Genomic DNA, 18,018 nt, shown 5'->3' with positions numbered 1-18,018 from the left:
ACGCCTCGTCAGATCACACATAAACACTCCTCCAACGAAATCAGGGAATAGAGGGAAAGATATGAAGAAAGTCTACACCTGCTTCTGCACGGACATCATCCACGCGGGGCACAAGAACCTCCTGCGCGCGGCGGCAGAGCTCGGCCGCGTCACTGTCGGCGTCCTCTCCGACGCGGAGATGGTGCGCTACAACCGCTTCCCGACGAAGACACTCGAGGAGCGCATGGCGATGCTCAGCGAGCTGCCCGAGGTCGCGGAGGTCATCGTACAGGATCACATCATGTACGACGAAGTACTGGACCGTCTGCGCCCCGACTACGTCGTCCACGGGAGCAACTGGGCGCAGGGTCCTGAGTCCGCCATCCGCAAGAACGTCCTCGCGGCGCTCGCGCGCTACGGCGGAAAACTGATCGAACCATCCTATACCTATAATGACGAGGTGCGCAAGATCGACTGGCAGATGCGCGAGCAGCTCGCTATGCCCGAGGCGCGCCGCGGCCGTCTGCGCCGTCTCCTCGATATTGTCCCCATCGTCAAGACCATCGAGGTGCACAACGGCCTCACGGGACTGATCGCGGAGAAAACCATCGTCGAGAATGACGGCGGCCTCGACCAGTTCGACGCCATGTGGGTCTCCAGTCTCTGTGACTCGACCTCACGCGGCAAGCCCGACATCGAGCTCGTCGACCTCTCCGACCGCATCCAGACCATCAACGAGGTCATGGACGTCACGACGAAACCCATCATCCTCGACATGGACACGGGCGGAACGGCAGAACACTTCGCCTACAACGTCCGCACCCTTGAGCGCATCGGCGTTTCCGCCGTCATCGTCGAGGACAAGACGGGCGCAAAGCGCAACTCCCTCTTCGGCACGGAGGTCGCGCAGACGCAGGACACGATCGAAAATTTCTCCGAAAAGATCGCGGCAGGCAAATCGGCACAGCGCACGGAGGAGTTCATGATCATCGCGCGCATCGAGAGCCTGATCCTCGAAAAGGGGCAGGAGGATGCCCTCGCACGCGCCGAAGCGTACGTCGCGGCGGGTGCAGACGCCATCATGATCCACTCGCGCGCCAAATCACCCGATGAGGTCATCGCGTTCTGCGACGCCTTCCACGCGAGCCACCCGGACGTCCCCATCGTCGCCGTCCCCTCCTCCTACAACACGATCACGGAGGCGGAACTCTCGGCACATGGCGTCCGCATCGTCATCTACGCCAACCAGCTCACGCGCGCGGCATTCCCCTCTATGGAGAATGCGGCACGCTCCATCCTCGTCCATCACCGCGCCCACGAGATCGACAAGGAGCTCCTGCCGATCAAGGACATCATCCGACTGATCGAGGTCGTCTGAGCGCTGCGTCATCTGTATGGAAGGAAGGTCACATGGACAACAAGTGGAAAGACGTTTGGAACCGACGGCACGCAAACAAAGCTGCCCTCTCGGGCAGCTGGCAGGATATCTTCCTCGAGCTCAAGCGCATGAACGGCTTCGACGTCATGGACGGCGGCATACCGCTCGATTCTCTCCTCATGCAGGCACAGCGCATCAAGGAGCTGCTGCACCTCACAGCAGGGATGAGTGTCTTCGACGTCGGCTGCGGGGCGGGCGCGAACCTCTATCTCCTGCAGCGTGACGGCATTGCCGTCGGCGGCACGGACTACTCTGCAGCTCTCGTCGAGGCGGCACGCGGCGTGCTTCCCGAGGCACGGGAGCTCACGTGCGGCGAGGCAGACGCCTTTGACACAACGCTGAACTACGATGCGGCACTCTCCAACAGCGTCTTCTCCTACTTTCCTGACGAGGCATTCGCGGAGCGCGTGCTCACGCGGATGCTCGAAAAGGCAGCGGGAGCGATTGGCCTCATCGACCTGCACGACGCAGCGAAGAAAGAGGATTTCCTCGCCTACCGCCGCGCGGCAATCCCCGACTATGACGAGCGCTACAAAGGACTCAGCAAGCTCTTCTACCGCCGCAGCTTCTTCGCGGACTTTGCCCGTTCGCACAACCTCAGGATCGAGTACCCCGCCATCGAGATGGAAGGGTACTGGAATACACCGTTCGTCTTTAACGTATTTCTGTATCGAAAGTAGGTCGCCATGGACAACAAATGGAGAGAGATTTGGAACCGCAGAAAGCCCGGCACGGGCAAGCTGTCGGGGAACTGGGAGGACACTTTCCTCGAACTCAAGCGCCTCAACGGTTACGACGTGATGGGGGAAGGCATCTCACTGGATGCCTTCCTCGACGAATACGCACAAACGAAAGAACTGCTCTGCCTCACCAATGATTCCAGCGTCTTTGAGGTCGGCTGCGGGACAGGTGCAAACCTCTATCTGATGCAGCGCGATGGGATGACCGTCGGCGGAACGGACTACGCCGAGGGGCTCATCGAGACCGCACGTGCGGTGCTCTCATCCCCGGTAGAGTTATACGCCGGCGAGGCAGACGCCATCGCCGTCGATCAGAAATACGACGCCATCTTTGCCAGCGGCGTATTCCCCTATTTCCCCAGTGACGACTACGCCGTCCATGTCCTCGACCTCATGCGGGAAAAGAGCCGCGGCGCCATCGGCATCATGGGGCTGCACGACATTGAAAAACGCGAAGACTACCTTGCCTTCCGTCGGGCAAATATTCCCAACTACGACGAGCTGTATAAGGATCTGCAGCGGCACTTCTACACACACAGCCTCTTTACCGACTACGCATCGGCACATGGACTGCGCATCGCATTTCCTTCCATGGAGCTCAAGGGATACTGGAACAACGCGTTCGTCTTTCACTGCTTTATGTATCGGGAGTAAACCATGAACATCCAGCGCAACGTCCTCCTCAACCCGGGACCTGCGACCACGACGGACACCGTCAAGATGGCGCAGATCGTCCCCGACATCTGCCCGCGTGAGCGTGAATTTGGACAACTCATGCGCGAGCTCAGCACCGACCTCCTGAAGGTCGTCCACGCCGATGCGGCGGACTGGGCGGCCGTTCTCTTCTGTGGGTCGGGCACGCTCTGCATTGATTCGTGCGTCAGCTCGCTCGTCCCCGCGGGGAAAAGACTCCTCATCATCAACAACGGCGCCTACTCCGCACGCGCGGCAGCCGTCGCACGCGCCTACTCCGTGCCGCACATCAACCTGACCTTCCCGGCGGACGGTCTGCCCGACCTCGATGCGGTGGAGAGCACGCTCGCAGAGAACACCGACATCGCCGCCGTCTACACGACGCATCAGGAGACAGGCACGGGCATCCTGAACCCCGTACGCGAGATCGGTGCGCTCGCCCACGCGCATGGCGCGGTCATGATCGCCGATACCATCTCGACCTATGCCATGATCCCCTTCTCCGCCGACGAGATGAACATCGACGTCTGCATGTCCTCGGCGCAGAAGGGTATCCAGGGGATGACGGGGCTCTCCTTCGTCATCGCCAAGAAATCTCTGCTCACAGCGGCAAAGGACTACCCCGTGCGCTCCTACTATACGAACCTCGTCATGCAGTACGAGGGCTTCGAGGAGACGGGCGAAATGCGCTTTACCCCGCCCGTGCAGACCGTATACGCGGCAAAGCGCGCCCTCGCCGAATACTTCGCCGAGGGAGAGGCGAAGAAATGGGCACGCCATACGCGTACGATCAACGCCATCCACGAGGGAATCGCCCGTCTGGGGCTCACCGAGACCATCCCGCGCGCGATCCAGTCAGGACTCGTCGTCGCCGTCAACTATCCGTCGGCGGACTTTGATTTTACCCGTGTGCACGACTACTGCTACGAACGCGGCTACACCATCTATCCCGGCAAGATGCAGACGGCATCGACCTTCCGCCTGTGTGCACTCGGCGCGATCGATGCGCCCGACATCGCGGCGTTCTTCCGCGTATTCGAGGAAGCACTGAACGCATAGCAACAGGAGCCCTATCGCGGCTTTGAGGAAAGGGACCCACCATGCAGGACGACGATTTCAGCATATTCTGGCGCAACGATGCACACGCCCAGGGGCTCTTCTGTGATCTCCTCGCACGGTCGGAGCAGGATGCCTACGACGACGCCTTTCTCATGCAGCTCGCCGCGTATCGGGAGGAAGCGCCCACGAGTGAGCGCGCGGATATCTTTGCGGCGAAGTATCTCCTCCATCACGGTGACGCGGAGAATGCGGCGGTCTGCGCGGAACGTGCCCGCGAAAAACGTCCGCTCAACTACGAGATCTGGAAGATCCTCGCCGTTGCCTACAAAGCCCTCTACCGCGAGATGGATTCTATCGATATGCAGGGACTTGCCTACGGGCTTTACCAAGCACCGAAACTTGCACTGAGCCTGACACCGTCCAATCTGCAGGAGGGACTGGGACGTCTCACCATTGCGCTAGGGCACAGCCTGTATGCACCCACATCGGAAAGTCGTGCCTATGTGGAAAACGGTGCACTCTGTTTCCGCCATGACGTCTTTCTTGGTGAGGCACTCCCGCTCACTATGCCCGCCGGCAGTGCACGGTTTTGGAGTGCCGTCTATACGGAAAATGCGTTTCTGTCAGACCACAGCCGCCTGATGGAGGGTCTGCGCCATCAGGAATCGTTCATCGGCTACGGACACCGCGATTTCCTCTTTGACCTGCAGAAGGCGACAGAGGTACGCGGGACGGCGAAGATCGAGCTCCCTCCAGGGGAGGAGGCGATCCTCCCCATCGCAGGGACGGTCATCAATCAGCCGCTCTCCGTAACGACGGAGTCCCTCGGAATAAAGGAAGCCTATCTCGGTAAATGGGCATTCAGCTTCTTCCGTTTCAGTGAGAGTGCCACACTGCACGCCTCCGAGGATGCTCCTTATGCCGTTGGAACACCGATCCGCCTCGGACACGACCCGCAGCGGAGAAAGCTCGTCCTGAACCTCTTCGTCGATGGCCTGTCCTGGGCGGCTGCACGCTCCTATGCAGCGACACATCTGCCGAACGTCATGCGTTTCTTTTCACGCGGAGTCATCTTCGACCAACATTTTTCGACCTCGGAGTACACCCTGCCGGCGCATCCCGCCATTGAGACAGGATACTATCCGCATCATACACAGATCTTCAACGAGAAGGCAGGCTATGAGCTCCCGCTCCACATGACGACAATAGCCGAGCAGATGAAGGCACAGGGCTACTACTGTGCTGCACCACTTGCCTCCACCCATGGTGTTTCCCATGGCGTAATGCGCGGTTTCGACCGTCTGATCGCCACCGGCTGGACACTGAACTCCGTCAATGCCGTGGACTCGGCCATTCGACATCTCACGGCATTCGACGAGGCCGATCTGTTTCTCTTCCTGCACATCAATGACGCGCACCCATACGATGCCCTTGATTTTAAGTTTGACACGGCGGTTGAGACGCACATTCCGCTCGCAGAGCGCATCTTCAACCAAAAAGCGCCTGCCGCCGCCGTGCGTCTCCCAAGTCTATACATCCATCAGGAGCAATATCTGGAACGGATCAGGCAGGTTGACCGCAATCTTGGGCAGCTGCTTTCCTATCTGGAGCAGCATTTTAACGAGGATGAGTATCTTGTCAATCTATACTCGGATCACGGAGTTTCCATTTTCAACCGCAATAACACTGGCGCGGTGGACGTCATCTCAGAGAATTCTACCTGCGCCGCGTGGATGATGCGCGGTGCAGGTGTGCCTGAGGGACGCATCGTCCACGACCTCACGAGTACGGTGGACATCTATCCGACCCTGGGGCACCTCTGCGGATTCCCTGTCAATGACGATATTGACGGCCGTCTTCCCGCCGTCTTCGGGGGTACAGTCCGCGACGCAGCATACAGCATGTCAATGTTCCCGGGGCAGACGTATAAGCTCGCCGTGCGAAACCACGGGCACGTACTTCGTCTGGAGACGCGTGAAGTGCTCGACGAGGACGGCACGGTGGATTTCACCGATGCACGTGTGGGGATCTACCCGCGCGGCCATGAGCTCGATGAGAACTATGCTGAGGATAGTGCGGATCTGCGGAAATTCTTCTATCCGCGTGCCCGTGACTTCGTCCGCGAGATCGCAAACAACGGGGAGTTCTGGCCCGCGATGCGTGCTGCACGCCCCACGTGGTTCGGCGGACAGCTCTAAAAGGAAAAGAGATATTATGAGCGACGATTTCAGCACATTTTGGCGCAATAACGAGCAGGCTTCTGCGCTCTTTTATGATCTCCTCGCACGTGCGGAGCAGGATGCCTGCGACGACGACTTCCTCATGCAGCTCGCCGCCTATCGGGAGGCGGGAGGGGATGCCGCACACGCCGACATCTTCGCCGCGCAGCATCTTCTCGCAAATGGAGAGGCAGAAAGCGCCGTCATCTGCGCGGAACGTGCCTTTCGCCTGCGCTCTGTCGAGCCTGCGGTCTGGGCAGTGCTTCGCCGTGCGTACACAGCGACGGCACGCTATGCCGATGCGCTTGTCATGCAGGCGTACACGGCGAAGCTGCTGAACCGTCCGCTCACGCTCCCGACGGATATTCCGCGCAGTGCGCTGACCCCCGAGGTGCTCGATCGCCTGTCCGTTGCCATGGGCTCACCATCATTTGCCCCGCTGGCATTCAGCCGTATCAGCTGCGATGGGGAACATGGTCTCTGCGCATCCGAAGGCGTTTTTGCGGGTGAATACATTCCCGCACCGCACGCTTCACACCCGCCCTACTACGTTGCTGCATATACCGAGCAGGAACAGCAGGGGGACAAAGCATGGCTGCTGCAGACGATTCAGGGTGCGGCTGGGTTTGCCTACAATGTCGGCGGAGGGTTCACCTATGAACTCATTCGCGCCAGCCGTGCTCCCGGGTACGCCGAGCTTCACTGCACAGGAGAGACCGTTCTCCCCATCATCGGCGTATCAGCCTTTCAAAATCTCCATATAAAGACCTCATCGGTGGATCAGGACACGCCTCTTGCGCCCGCAACACCGAATTTTTTCCGTCTGTGCGAAGACACCCATCTGTCCTCGGATCATGATTTTCTCGTCGGTGCACCGATCGCAATCGGGCACAGCTCGACGCGCCGGCCGCTCGTGCTGAACATCCTCGCCGATGCACTCTCATGGGAGGTCGTGCGTACTCACTTTGCCGAATGGATGCCGAATACGGCCCGCTTCTTCGCGCAGGGAACGATCTTCGATCAACACTTCTCCGCATCGGAGTATACCTATCCGTCTCTCTCGACCATTGAAACGGGGATGTATCCGCACCACAATCAGATCTTCAACGATACGCTTGCCGTCCTCCTCAACCCTGAATATATCCCGCTCTCCGAGCGCATGCGTACATGCGGATATGCCACGGCGAATCTCATGGGGGAGGGCAGCGGTATCTATAACGGGGCAACGCGTGGCTTTGACCGGCTTGTGATCGCTCCCTATCACCTGTTCGCCTACGAGGCTGCGGAACGAACCATCCGTTATTTGGAGGGGCTGCGCGACGCCGATCATTTCATCTACCTGCACACATTGGATGCGCATCCATGGCCTTATCCGCGCTTTCAGATCACTGCGAGCACGCAGGCACGTCTGCCGCTCGAGGAACGTCTGTCGGGGGCAAGGAGCAACTCTCCCAGTCCCTATCTTCAGTCCACGAAACTGAGCATGGCTGCCTATATCCAGGGCATCCGTGATCTCGACCGGGCGCTCGGCACACTCTTTTCCTATCTGGAGCAGCACTACACACCGGATGAATACCTCGTCAGTCTATACTCCGACCATGGTGTTCCCATATTCAGCAAGCACCACTACATCGTCAGTCCGGACATGACACACACTGCATGGATGATGCGCGGGGCAGGCGTTCCCGCGGGGATCACGGTGAGCGAAATGACCAGCACGGTGGACATCTATCCGACACTCGCACATCTTCTCCATTTCCCTGTCGGAGAACATGTGGATGGGGTCCTTCCGCAGATCTTTGGCGGCAGCGGACGTGAGATCGCGTTCAGCAACTCGCTCTACCCTGGGCGTACCTACTGCCTGCGTGCACGCACGCGAGAGCATACATTTCACCTCGAGTCAACAGATGCTCTCCTGCCGAATGGGACGGTGGATCTCGCGCGTGCTGTCACAGCATGCTATCCACGCGGCGAGGAGGGACTCGCGGGGCGTGAAATTGACGATCCCGCGCTGAGAGCCTTCTTCTATCCGCGTGTGCGGGATTTCCTAATGGGCATCGCAAGCAATGGGGAGATATTCCCGCCGCCAAAGGAGGCATGAGATGAACGACGATTTCAGCATATTCTGGTACAATGATGAGCACGCGCAGGGGCTCTTTTATGATCTCCTCGCACGATCAGAGCGTAATGCCTACGACGACGATTTTCTCATGCAGCTCGCCGCCTATCGTGAGGCAGCACCCGCGAGTGAGCGCGCCGATATCTTTGCGGCGAAGTACCTGCTCCATCACGGCGATGCGGAAAACGCCGCCGTATGCGCAGAACGTGCCCGCGCAAAGCGCCCGCTCAACGCCGAGATCTGGAAGCTCCTCGCCGCCGCCGATAAGGCCCTCGGCCGCGAAAGCGATGCGGCCGCCATGCAGGGCCATCTCTACGGCCTTTACGGCGCGCCGATGCCATCGCTGGATATGGGATCACCATCGCTGACAGAGGCACTGGATCGGCTCTCCCTCGCCATGGGAACATGCCTCAATATACCGACTGCCACGAGCCGTGCCTACGTGGAAAACGGGGAGCTTTTATTTCGTCCCGATATATTTGTCGGTGAGGCACTCCCCCTCACCATGCCGGAGGGAAGCGCCTCCTTTTGGGGTGGGATCTACGCCGAGAATGCCTGTCTGTCGGATCAGAGTCATGTGCTGACCGATCTGCGGCATGAGCGTTCCTTCAGTCGTCATGGCTACCACGACTTCTTCTTCGATCTGCAAAAGGCGCAGGAGGTCCGCGGCACGGTGTCCATCCAGCTTCCGCCGGGGGAGGAGGCGATCATCCCCATCGCGGGCACGGCACCGGAGCAGCCGCTCGCCGTAACAACGGCATCCGACGGCACACAGGAAACCTGTCTGGGCAAATGGTCGTTTAATTTCTTTCGCTTCAGTGAAAATGCCACCCTGCATGCCCCTGCGGACAGCCCCTATACCGTCGGCACGCCGATCCGCCTGGGGCACAGCCCGCGGCGCAGAAAGCTCGTCCTGAGCATCTTTGTCGATGCGCTGTCATGGGCCATCGCACGCCCCTATGCAGAGACACATCTGCCGAACATCATGCGTTTCTTCTCGCGCGGAACAATCTTTGATCAGCAGTTCTCGAGCTCTGAGTATACCCTGCCCGCCTACCCCGCCATCGAGACCGGATACTATCCGCATCATACAAATATATTTAATCTGCGCGTCGGATACGAGCTGCCGCTCCGCATGCCGACCATCGCAGAGCGGATGAAAGGACTCGGCTACCACTGCGCTGCCCCCATGGCGACGACACAGGGGATCGCACACGGTCTGCTGCGCGGGTTCGACCGTGTCATCGCCGCCGGATGGACGCTGCACACGGCGGTTGGCGTGGACTCCGTCCTCCGCCACATCGACGCCTTTGACGAGACCGATCAGTTCCTCTTCCTCTATCTGCTGGATGTGCATCCGTACAATGCACGCTGGTTCAAGTGCGATACTGCCGTTGAGGCACACCTGCCGCTTGCGGAACGGTTCTTCCCGCATGACTCTGATGTAGCGAGTGTCCGTCTGCCCAATCTCCGCATCTATCAGGAGCAGTATCTGGAGCAGATGCGGCAGACGGATCGCACGCTTGGGCTGCTGTTCTCCTATCTGGAGCAGCATTTTAACGAGGATGAGTACCTCATCAACCTGTACTCGGATCACGGGATTCCCATGTTCGGTGATACCATCGGCGGCAGCATCGACATCCTCAGCGAACGCTCCACCAGTGCCACGTGGATGATGCGCGGTGCGGGCGTCCCCGAAGGCACTGTTGTTCACGACCTTACGAGCACGGTGGACATCTATCCGACCCTGGGCCACCTCTGCGGGTTCCCCGTCAACGACGATATTGACGGACGTCTTCCCGCCGTCTTCGGCGGTACGCCGCGCGACGCGGTATACAGTGCATCGCAGTATCCGGGGCAGACGTATAAGCTCGCCGTGCGCACCCACGATCACACGATGCGCGCTGAGACACAGGACCCCGTCGATGAGGACGGAACGGTGGACTTTATGATTACGCGCGCCGGTATCTATCCGCGCGGCCATGAACTTGAGGCAGGCTGCGCCGTTGACCAAGAGGATTTGAATGCGTTCTTCTATCCGCGTGCCCGTAACTTCGTCCGTGAGATCGCGAACAACGGGGAGTTCTGGCCCGCCATGCGCGCCGCACGCCCGGAGTGGTTCGGCGGACAGCCCTAAAAAGCGCAACCGAAAAAGGAAAGAGATACGATGAGCGACAATTTCAGCATATTCTGGCGCAATAACGAGCGGGCATCTGCGCTCTTTTACGACCTCCTTGCGCGAGCAGAGCGTGGTGCCTACGACGACGACTTTCTCGCGCAGCTCGCCGCCTATCGGGAGGCAGAGCCCACGAGTGAGCGCGCGGATATCTTCGCGGCGAAGTACCTGCTCCATCACGGGGATGCGGAGAATGCGGCGGTCTGCGCAGAGCGTGCCTACCGCAAGCGCCCCGTCAACTACGAAGTTTGGCTGCTGCTGGCCGATCTCTATGCACGACTGAACCGCCCGATCGACGCGCTCATCATGCAGGGATACGCTTATGGTCTCTACGGTGCGCCGCAGTTCTCCTTTCACCTCGACGAGGATCAGCTCCGCGAGGGGTTGGGGCGTCTGTCGATTGCGCTGGGCATGGGCAAGGGTGCTCCCCTGGCAAAGGTGCGCGCGGTCATCAGAGGACAGGGACTCCAGTTCTCTACGGATCTTTTCATCGGCGAGCCGCTCCCTCTCACCATGCCGCCGCATTACTCCAGGTTTTGGGCGGCATCCTATACGGACTACTATCTCTCCGACCAGGGCATCATGCTTGACCACAACCGCCATACGGATGCATTCAGCACATACGGCTACCGCGCCGCTTCGTTCCAGCTGCAGCAGGCGGAGGAGGTGCGCGGTCCATCGGAGATACAGATTCCGGCAGAAACAACCGCCATCGTTCCCATCGCGGGCACAAGCCATCTGCAAAAGCTGACCATCACAAATGCAGGAGCCTCCCATCCGCTGTACCTTGGAAAATGGGCGTTCAGTCTTTTTCGTCTGGAGGGATCCGCGCACATCACCCCCGCAGATGACCGCCCTTACGCCATCGGCACACCCATCCCACTGGGACACAGCCCCGCACGGCGAAAGCTCGTGCTGAACATCCTCGTCGATGGACTTTCCTGGGGCGTCATCCGTGCATGTTTTGCCGAATGTATGCCGAATACCGCCCGTTTCTTTGCACGCGGCACGATCTTTGATCAGCATTTCTCCGTATCGGAATTCACATATCCCTCTTTGCCGACCATCGAGACGGGACGTTATCCGGCGCATACGCAGGTATTTAACGAGAACGATAGTCACGAACTGCCCCTCGACATCAAGACGCTCTCGGAGTCGATGGCGGATCTCGGCTACTATACCGCCGCACCGCTGGGTGCAGCGGACTGCATCTACAGCGGGGCCATGCGCGGCTATCGGACGCTCAACGTAACGCCATGGACGCAGCCAAGTGCCGATATGGCGGAACGTACCATCCGCCAGATCGAGGCATTTAACGAGACAGATCAGTTCCTCTACCTGCACACAGCAGATGTTCACCCATGGAACCCCAAGGGGTTCAAGTTCTACCCGGCGACAGAAACCCACCTCCCACTGACACAGCGCGTTTTTGAGGTGGATGAAAATGTGACGGGTGTGCATCTGGCGCAGCTGCCCGTCTATCAGGATCATTTTTGGCGCAGCCTTTCCTGTGTTGACCGCCACCTCGGTTATCTGTTCTCCTACATTGAGGCGCACTTTGACGAACGCGATATCCTCGTCAGTCTCTACTCCGATCATGGGAATTCGGTATTTACCATGCCTGTAAAAGGCAGTGTGGACGTCATCGCCGAAAATGCGACGCACGCCGTATGGATGATGCGCGGTGCGGGTGTCCCCGAGGGACACATCGTAAGCGAGCTGACCAGCTCGGCAGATCTCTATCCGACGCTCGGGACGCTCTGCACCTTCCCCGTGGCAGAGGACATCGACGGCAATCTGCCGGCGGTCTTTGGCGGAAAAGAACGCGATGCTGTATATAGTATGTCGATGTTCCCGGGACAGACCTATAAGCTCGCCGTGCGCACCCACGACCATGCGCTGCGCCTTGAGACGCAGGAAAAAGTCGATGAGGACGGTACGGTGGATTTCGCAGATGCGCGTGTGGGGATCTATCCCCGCGGCCATGAGCTCGATGAAAACTATGTCGTGGACAGTGCGGAGCTGCGGGCATTCTTCTGCCCGCGTGCCCGTGACTTCGTCCGTGAGATCGCGAACAACGGGGAGTTCTGGCCCGCCATGCGCGCCGCACGCCCCACGTGGTTCGGTGGACAACCCTAACAAAGAAAAGAGATATGATGAGCGACGATTTCAGCACATTCTGGCACAACAACGAGCGGGCTTCTGCGCTCTTTTACGATCTCCTCGCACGCGCGGAGCAGGACGCCTACGACGACGACTTTCTCATGCAGCTCGCCGCGTACCGCGAGGCGGGAGGGGATGCGGCACACGCCGACATCTTCGCGGCGCAGTATCTTCTCACGAATGGAGATGCAGAGAACGCCGTTATCTGCGCGGAACGCGCCTTTCGTCTGCGCCCGCTCCAAGCGCCGATCTTCGAGGTGCTCGCGCGTGCCTGCAAGGCGCTCGGCCGCTATGCTGACGCACTCCTCATGCAGGGCTACACCAACCGGCTCACCGATGTGCCAATCGCGGTGGATGACTACCCGCATGAAGCGATCACGCAGGAGGCACTTGACCGCCTGTCCGTCGTCCTGTCTCATCCTTCGTTCGTGCCGCTCGCCACACGCGCGTCCTATGATCCAGAGGCGGGCATCACCACGATGGACGGGCTCTTTGCCGGCGAGTTTCTCCCCGCATCCCAAAATCACCACTGCGCCTACTATGTCGGTGTCCACGCGGAGCAAGGGCAGCAGGGCGATAAGGCATGGCAGCTGAAGAACATTCGTGATGCACAGGGCGTCGGTTACTTCGCCGCAGGAGACTTTGTCTTTGATCTGATGCGCGCGCAGCGTGCCCCCGGTGCAGCACATATCGAGCTTGCTCCCGGACAGGAGGTCGTCCTCCCCATCATCGGCACCGTGCTCCCCGCTGTCGGCGTGTGCCAGCCACAGCAGATCCACGTGCGCTCCGCATCGGTCGACGAGCCCGGCTGGCTGAATGTTGCCACGCCCAATTTCTATCGGCTTCGTGAGACGACCGACTTCTCCTCAGATCATGCGTTTCTCGTCGGCCCCCCGATCCAGATTGGGCATCATCCGAGACGCCGTCGTCTGGTACTGAACATCCTCGTCGATGCGCTCCCCTGGGAGATCGTCGGCAGCTGCTTCGCAGAGATGATGCCGCAGACAGCACGCTTTTTCGCGCGCGGACTGATCTTCAATCAGCAATTCTCTGCCTCCGAATACACCTATCCGTCGCTGGCGACCATCGAGACCGGGCTCTATCCACACCACAGCAAGATGTTCCACGACAAGATTCCCGTTGCGCTGTCCCCTGACATCGCAACGATCTCGGAGCGTGCACGGGATCACGGCTATGCAACGGCACAGCTGATGGGGTTCGGCATGGGGCTGTACGACGGGTGCATGCGCGGCTATGATCGCCTCATCGCCGCGATGTACCGTACGCCTGCCTACGAGGGGACAGAGCGCATCATCCGTCATCTGGACGGCATGCCCGACGCAGATCACTTCATCTATTTTCACACGGCAGATGCCCACCCATGGCCTGCGCCGCTCTTTCAGCAGGCAGCCACAGTGCAGGCCTCGCTGCCGCTTGCCGCACGTATGACGGATGAGATTCACGCGCCGCATAGCCCCTATCTCCGTCCGAGCCCCATCAATCAGGCATCGTTCCGCTATGGGGTGCGCAGTACGGATCGGGCTCTTGGCACACTGTTTTCCTATCTGGAGGAACACTATGCGCCGGAGGAGTACCTCGTAAACCTCTACTCCGACCATGGCGTCTCCATCTTCAGCCCAACGCCCTACATCGTGGACAGCCCGCTGACCCATACGGCATGGATGATGCGCGGTGCGGGCATTCCCGAGGGGGTTATCACCGAGGAATTGACCAGCACGGCAGACATCCATCCGACGATAGCGCATCTGCTGGGTTTCCCCGGCGATGCCGATGTGGACGGCGTACTCCCGCGCGTATTGGGCGGCTCAGGACGGGATGTTTCATTCAGCAACTCCCTCTACCCCGGCAAACCGTACTTTCTCGCGGTACGCTCGGCATCGCATACGCTCTGCCTCGAAACAGAGGAACCGGTCCACACCGACGGCACCGTCGATCTCGCTCGAGCAAACGTCGCCATCTATCCGCGTGAGCACGAGCGGGAAAGAGGATATGAAATCGACGACCCAGCCCTGCGCGCATTTTTCTACCCGCGCGCGCGGGATTTTCTAAGGGGAATCGCAAGCAACGGGGAGACATTCTCTCCGCTGAAGGAGTCATGAGATGAACGAAGACAACCGCGTATTCTGGCACAACAACGAACAGGCTTCTGCGCTCTTTTATGATCTTCTCGCGCGGTCGGAGCAGGATGCCTACGACGACAACTTTCTCATGCAGCTCGCCGCCTATCGGGAGGCAGCGCCCACGAGTGAGCGCGCGGATATCTTCGCGGCGAAGTATCTCCTCCATCACGGGGATGCGGAGAATGCGGCGGTATGCGCGGAACGCGCCTACCGAAAGCGCCCCGTGAACCGCGAGATCTGGCTGCTGTTGGCCGAGTCATACGCCCGGCTGGATCGTCCCGTCGATGCACTCACGATGTATGGATATGCCTATGGGCTCTATCTCTCCCCTGAGATTCCCATGGAGCTGCTCATGCGCGGCGGAAAGGACGGTCTTGACCGGCTCTCCATCGCCGCAGGCATCGGAACAGGTGCCCCGATGACACAGAACCGCGCCTTCCTCGCAGGCGCAGATCATGTACTGGAGTTTCAGCTCGACGCCTTCGTAGGAGAGTATCTCCCGCTCACACCGCCCGAGGGAAGTGCACGCTACTGGGTCGCTGCCTATGTCGATAATGCGTTCCTCTCGGATCAAAGTCAGCTGATCGAGAAAATGCGGCATACCGACGTCTTCGTCGATAGGATGCAGCGGGATTACCCGTTCTGTCTGCAAAGGGCACAAGAGGTACGCGGCCGTGTGACGATCGAAGTGCCGGAGGGGGCGGAGGTCATTCTCCCCATCGCGGGGACGGAGCCCCTGCAGGAGCTGACCATCGCATCCAAGTCCCAGCCGCCGGCATCCGCCTATCTCGGCAAGTGGGCGTTCAGTCAGTTCCGCCTCACGGAGACGACCGAGATCACGTCTGCCTCTGATGCCGTCTATGCTGTCGGCACGCCGATCCGCCTTGGGCACAGCCCCGCGCGGCGAAAACTCGTGCTGAATATTCTCATCGACGGGCTCGCGTGGAATATCGCGCGCACGCACTTTCCCGATGCGATGCCGAACATCGCACACTTCTTCGCGCGCGGCACGATCTTCGACCAGCATTTCTCCACATCGGAGTGCACCTATCCATCCCTCCCCGTGATCGAGACGGGACGCTATCCGATCCATACACAGGTATTCAACGAGAGGAACAGCCACGAACTTCCGCTCGATATGATGACCCTCTCGGAGTGCATGACGGATCTCGGCTACTATGCCGCCGCCCCGATGGGGGCAGCGGACCCCATCTACAGCGGCACACTGCGCGGCTACGATCAGCTGAATACCACTGGGTGGAAGCTCCTCTCTGCTGAGGCAGTTGACCGCACCATCATGCAGCTCGAGGCGTTCGATGAGACGGATCAGTTCCTCCATCTGCACGTCGCGGACGTGCATCCGTGGAATGCCAAGGGGTTCAAATTTCACCCTGCGGTGGAAACGCATTTGCCGCTCTCAGAGCGCCTGTTTGATACTGATGAGCATATCGCCAGTGTACGCCTGCCCAAGCTCAAGATCTATCAGGAGCAGTTCTGGCAGAGTCTTCGCCGCGTGGACCGCAATCTGGCGCAGCTCCTCACCTACATCGAGGAGCACTACGCGGAGGAAGAATATCTCGTCAGCGTCTACTCCGACCACGGCAACTCGATCTTCAGCGCGCCCGTGAACGGCGTGATGGACGTGATTGCCGAGAACTCAACGCGTGCCCTCTGGATGATGCGCGGTGCCGGTGTCCCCGAGGGGCGCATCGTAGACGAGCTGACCAGCTCGGCGGATCTCTATCCGACACTCGGTGCGCTCTGCGGTTTCCCCGCGGCAGAAGACATCGACGGCAATCTGCCGGCGGTCTTTGGCGGAAAAGAACGCGACGCTGTATATAGTATGTCGATGTTCCCGGGACAGACGTATAAGCTCGCCGTACGCACCCATGACTTTGCGCTGCGCCTTGAGACGCAGGAGAAGGTCGACGAGGACGGTACGGTGAATTTTGCAGATGCGCGTGTGGGGATTTATCCGCGCACCCACGAGCTCGAGGAGGACTGCGCCGTCGACAGCGCGGAACTGCGCGCATTCTTCTACCCGCGTGCGCGCAGCATTGCCCGCGCGATCGCAAACAACGGGGAGTTCTGGCCTGCGATGCGCGAGGCGAGACCTGAGTGGTTTGGAAGCAGTACAAAGGAGCATCTATGAACGCGAACGATCTCATCACCGCCCTCGGAGCGGAGTTCTTCACAGGCGTGCCCGACTCAAAGCTGCGCCCCCTCGTCGACTGCCTGATGGATACCTATGGGGCGAACAGTCCGTCGCACATCATCGCGGCGAATGAGGGGAATGCGGCGGCACTCGCGGCGGGCTATCACCTCGCAGCGGGCAAGGTGCCGCTCGTCTACCTGCAGAACAGCGGGCTCGGCAACATTGTCAATCCCCTGCTCTCCCTCCTCCACGAGGAGGTCTACGGCATCCCGTGCATCTTTGTCATCGGCTGGCGCGGCGAGCCGGATCTCCATGATGAGCCGCAGCATCTCGTCCAGGGGCGTCTCACGCTGCCGCTCCTCGAGACGATGGGCGTCAAAACGATGGTGCTCACGGAAGCGTCGCGCGCAGAGGATGTCGCCGCATGGATGGAAAACCTGCGCCCGCATCTCGCTGCCGGCGGGCAATGCGCGCTCCTCGTCCGAAAGGGGGCGCTCACACATCCGAAACACAAATACGCAAATGGGAATCCCCTGCGGCGCGAGGATGCCATCGCGCAAATCCTCGATGCGGCACAGGGCGCCGTCGTCGTCGCGACCACGGGCAAGACGGGACGTGAGCTCTTTGAGCTGCGCGCGGCACGCGGCGAGGATCACGCCCATGACTTTCTCACCGTCGGCTCGATGGGGCACGCGGGGGCGATTGCTCTCGGCATTGCCCTCCACCGCCCGTCACAGCGCATCTTTATCCTTGACGGAGACGGGGCAGCCCTCATGCACATGGGCGCGATGGCGACCATCGGTGCCGCCGCTCCGCCGAATGTCGTGCACGTCCTCCTCAACAACGAGGCGCATGAGAGCGTCGGCGGCGCGCCGACAGCGGCACATACCGTGGACTTCCCCGCCGTCGCGCGTGCCGTCGGCTACCGCCTGGTGCAGACAGCGGCGGATGCGGCAGAACTCGCGCAGGTACTCCCTGCCGTGCAGAGGAGCGATGTGCTCACCTTCCTCGAGGTGCGCACCGCCATCGGCTCGCGCGACGATCTCGGCCGTCCAACGACAACGCCGACAGAGAATAAGGAAGCTCTGATGCGGGGATAAAAAAGGGCACTGCATTGGCGAATCACCGGTGCAGTG

At 60.1% G+C, this 18,018-nt stretch carries 11 protein-coding genes; all 11 read left to right on the top strand.

What is annotated here, in order from left to right:
- The first annotated feature begins 61 nt into the window (after positions 1-61).
- Genes aepX through aepY form a run of 11 tightly spaced genes read left to right on the top strand, consistent with a single transcriptional unit; the run spans position 62 to position 17,982 of the window.
- Positions 62-1,357 carry a phosphoenolpyruvate mutase gene (gene aepX, locus HMPREF0908_RS07425; protein ID WP_006690865.1) on the top strand — a complete coding sequence of 432 codons (1,296 nt, stop codon included), beginning with the start codon at positions 62-64 and terminating at the stop codon, positions 1,355-1,357.
- Positions 1,358-1,389: 32 nt separating this feature from the next.
- The gene (locus HMPREF0908_RS07420) at positions 1,390-2,097 is read left to right on the top strand and encodes a class I SAM-dependent methyltransferase (RefSeq protein ID WP_006690864.1); all 708 of its coding nucleotides are present in this window, start codon (positions 1,390-1,392) and stop codon (positions 2,095-2,097) included.
- Positions 2,098-2,103: 6 nt separating this feature from the next.
- Positions 2,104-2,811 (top strand): class I SAM-dependent methyltransferase, encoded by a 708-nt coding sequence (locus HMPREF0908_RS07415; protein WP_006690863.1) that lies wholly within the window; start codon positions 2,104-2,106, stop codon positions 2,809-2,811.
- Between the two features lie 3 nt (positions 2,812-2,814).
- A complete protein-coding gene (locus HMPREF0908_RS07410; RefSeq protein WP_006690862.1) occupies positions 2,815-3,909 on the top strand; it encodes a 2-aminoethylphosphonate aminotransferase in 1,095 nt (364 codons plus the stop codon).
- 41 nt (positions 3,910-3,950) lie between these two features.
- Positions 3,951-6,107, top strand: a complete 2,157-nt coding sequence (locus HMPREF0908_RS07405; RefSeq protein WP_006690861.1) for a sulfatase family protein — start codon at positions 3,951-3,953, stop codon at positions 6,105-6,107.
- 16 nt (positions 6,108-6,123) lie between these two features.
- On the top strand, positions 6,124-8,229 hold the full coding sequence (locus tag HMPREF0908_RS07400) for a sulfatase-like hydrolase/transferase (RefSeq protein ID WP_006690860.1): 2,106 nt from the start codon (positions 6,124-6,126) through the stop codon (positions 8,227-8,229).
- A 1-nt stretch (position 8,230) separates the two neighbouring features.
- Positions 8,231-10,384 (top strand): sulfatase-like hydrolase/transferase, encoded by a 2,154-nt coding sequence (locus tag HMPREF0908_RS07395; RefSeq protein WP_006690859.1) that lies wholly within the window; start codon positions 8,231-8,233, stop codon positions 10,382-10,384.
- Between the two features lie 30 nt (positions 10,385-10,414).
- Positions 10,415-12,562 (top strand): sulfatase-like hydrolase/transferase, encoded by a 2,148-nt coding sequence (locus HMPREF0908_RS07390; protein ID WP_006690858.1) that lies wholly within the window; start codon positions 10,415-10,417, stop codon positions 12,560-12,562.
- 14 nt (positions 12,563-12,576) lie between these two features.
- Entirely contained in the window at positions 12,577-14,706 is a 2,130-nt protein-coding gene (locus HMPREF0908_RS07385; RefSeq protein WP_006690857.1) for a sulfatase-like hydrolase/transferase, read from the top strand.
- Between the two features lies 1 nt (position 14,707).
- Complete coding sequence (locus HMPREF0908_RS07380; RefSeq protein WP_006690856.1) at positions 14,708-16,879, top strand: sulfatase-like hydrolase/transferase; 2,172 nt, start codon at positions 14,708-14,710, stop codon at positions 16,877-16,879.
- Positions 16,876-17,982: a phosphonopyruvate decarboxylase gene (aepY, locus tag HMPREF0908_RS07375; protein WP_006690855.1), complete on the top strand. Its 1,107-nt coding sequence runs from the start codon at positions 16,876-16,878 to the stop codon at positions 17,980-17,982. Before HMPREF0908_RS07380 ends, aepY begins: the two co-directional genes overlap by 4 nt.
- Positions 17,983-18,018 lie beyond the last annotated feature (36 nt).

This window comes from Centipeda flueggei ATCC 43531, from assembly GCF_000160695.1.
Classification (GTDB): Bacteria; Bacillota; Negativicutes; order Selenomonadales; family Selenomonadaceae; genus Centipeda; species Centipeda flueggei.
The sequence above is the reverse complement of the archived record's forward strand: the minus strand, read 5'-3'. Positions and strand labels throughout refer to the sequence as shown.

Coding starts and splice junctions, on each gene's coding strand:
- aepX (WP_006690865.1), top strand. CDS start 62: ATGAAGAAAGTCTACACCTGCTTCTGCACGGACATCATCCACGCGGGG.
- HMPREF0908_RS07420 (WP_006690864.1), top strand. CDS start 1,390: ATGGACAACAAGTGGAAAGACGTTTGGAACCGACGGCACGCAAACAAA.
- HMPREF0908_RS07415 (WP_006690863.1), top strand. CDS start 2,104: ATGGACAACAAATGGAGAGAGATTTGGAACCGCAGAAAGCCCGGCACG.
- HMPREF0908_RS07410 (WP_006690862.1), top strand. CDS start 2,815: ATGAACATCCAGCGCAACGTCCTCCTCAACCCGGGACCTGCGACCACG.
- HMPREF0908_RS07405 (WP_006690861.1), top strand. CDS start 3,951: ATGCAGGACGACGATTTCAGCATATTCTGGCGCAACGATGCACACGCC.
- HMPREF0908_RS07400 (WP_006690860.1), top strand. CDS start 6,124: ATGAGCGACGATTTCAGCACATTTTGGCGCAATAACGAGCAGGCTTCT.
- HMPREF0908_RS07395 (WP_006690859.1), top strand. CDS start 8,231: ATGAACGACGATTTCAGCATATTCTGGTACAATGATGAGCACGCGCAG.
- HMPREF0908_RS07390 (WP_006690858.1), top strand. CDS start 10,415: ATGAGCGACAATTTCAGCATATTCTGGCGCAATAACGAGCGGGCATCT.
- HMPREF0908_RS07385 (WP_006690857.1), top strand. CDS start 12,577: ATGATGAGCGACGATTTCAGCACATTCTGGCACAACAACGAGCGGGCT.
- HMPREF0908_RS07380 (WP_006690856.1), top strand. CDS start 14,708: ATGAACGAAGACAACCGCGTATTCTGGCACAACAACGAACAGGCTTCT.
- aepY (WP_006690855.1), top strand. CDS start 16,876: ATGAACGCGAACGATCTCATCACCGCCCTCGGAGCGGAGTTCTTCACA.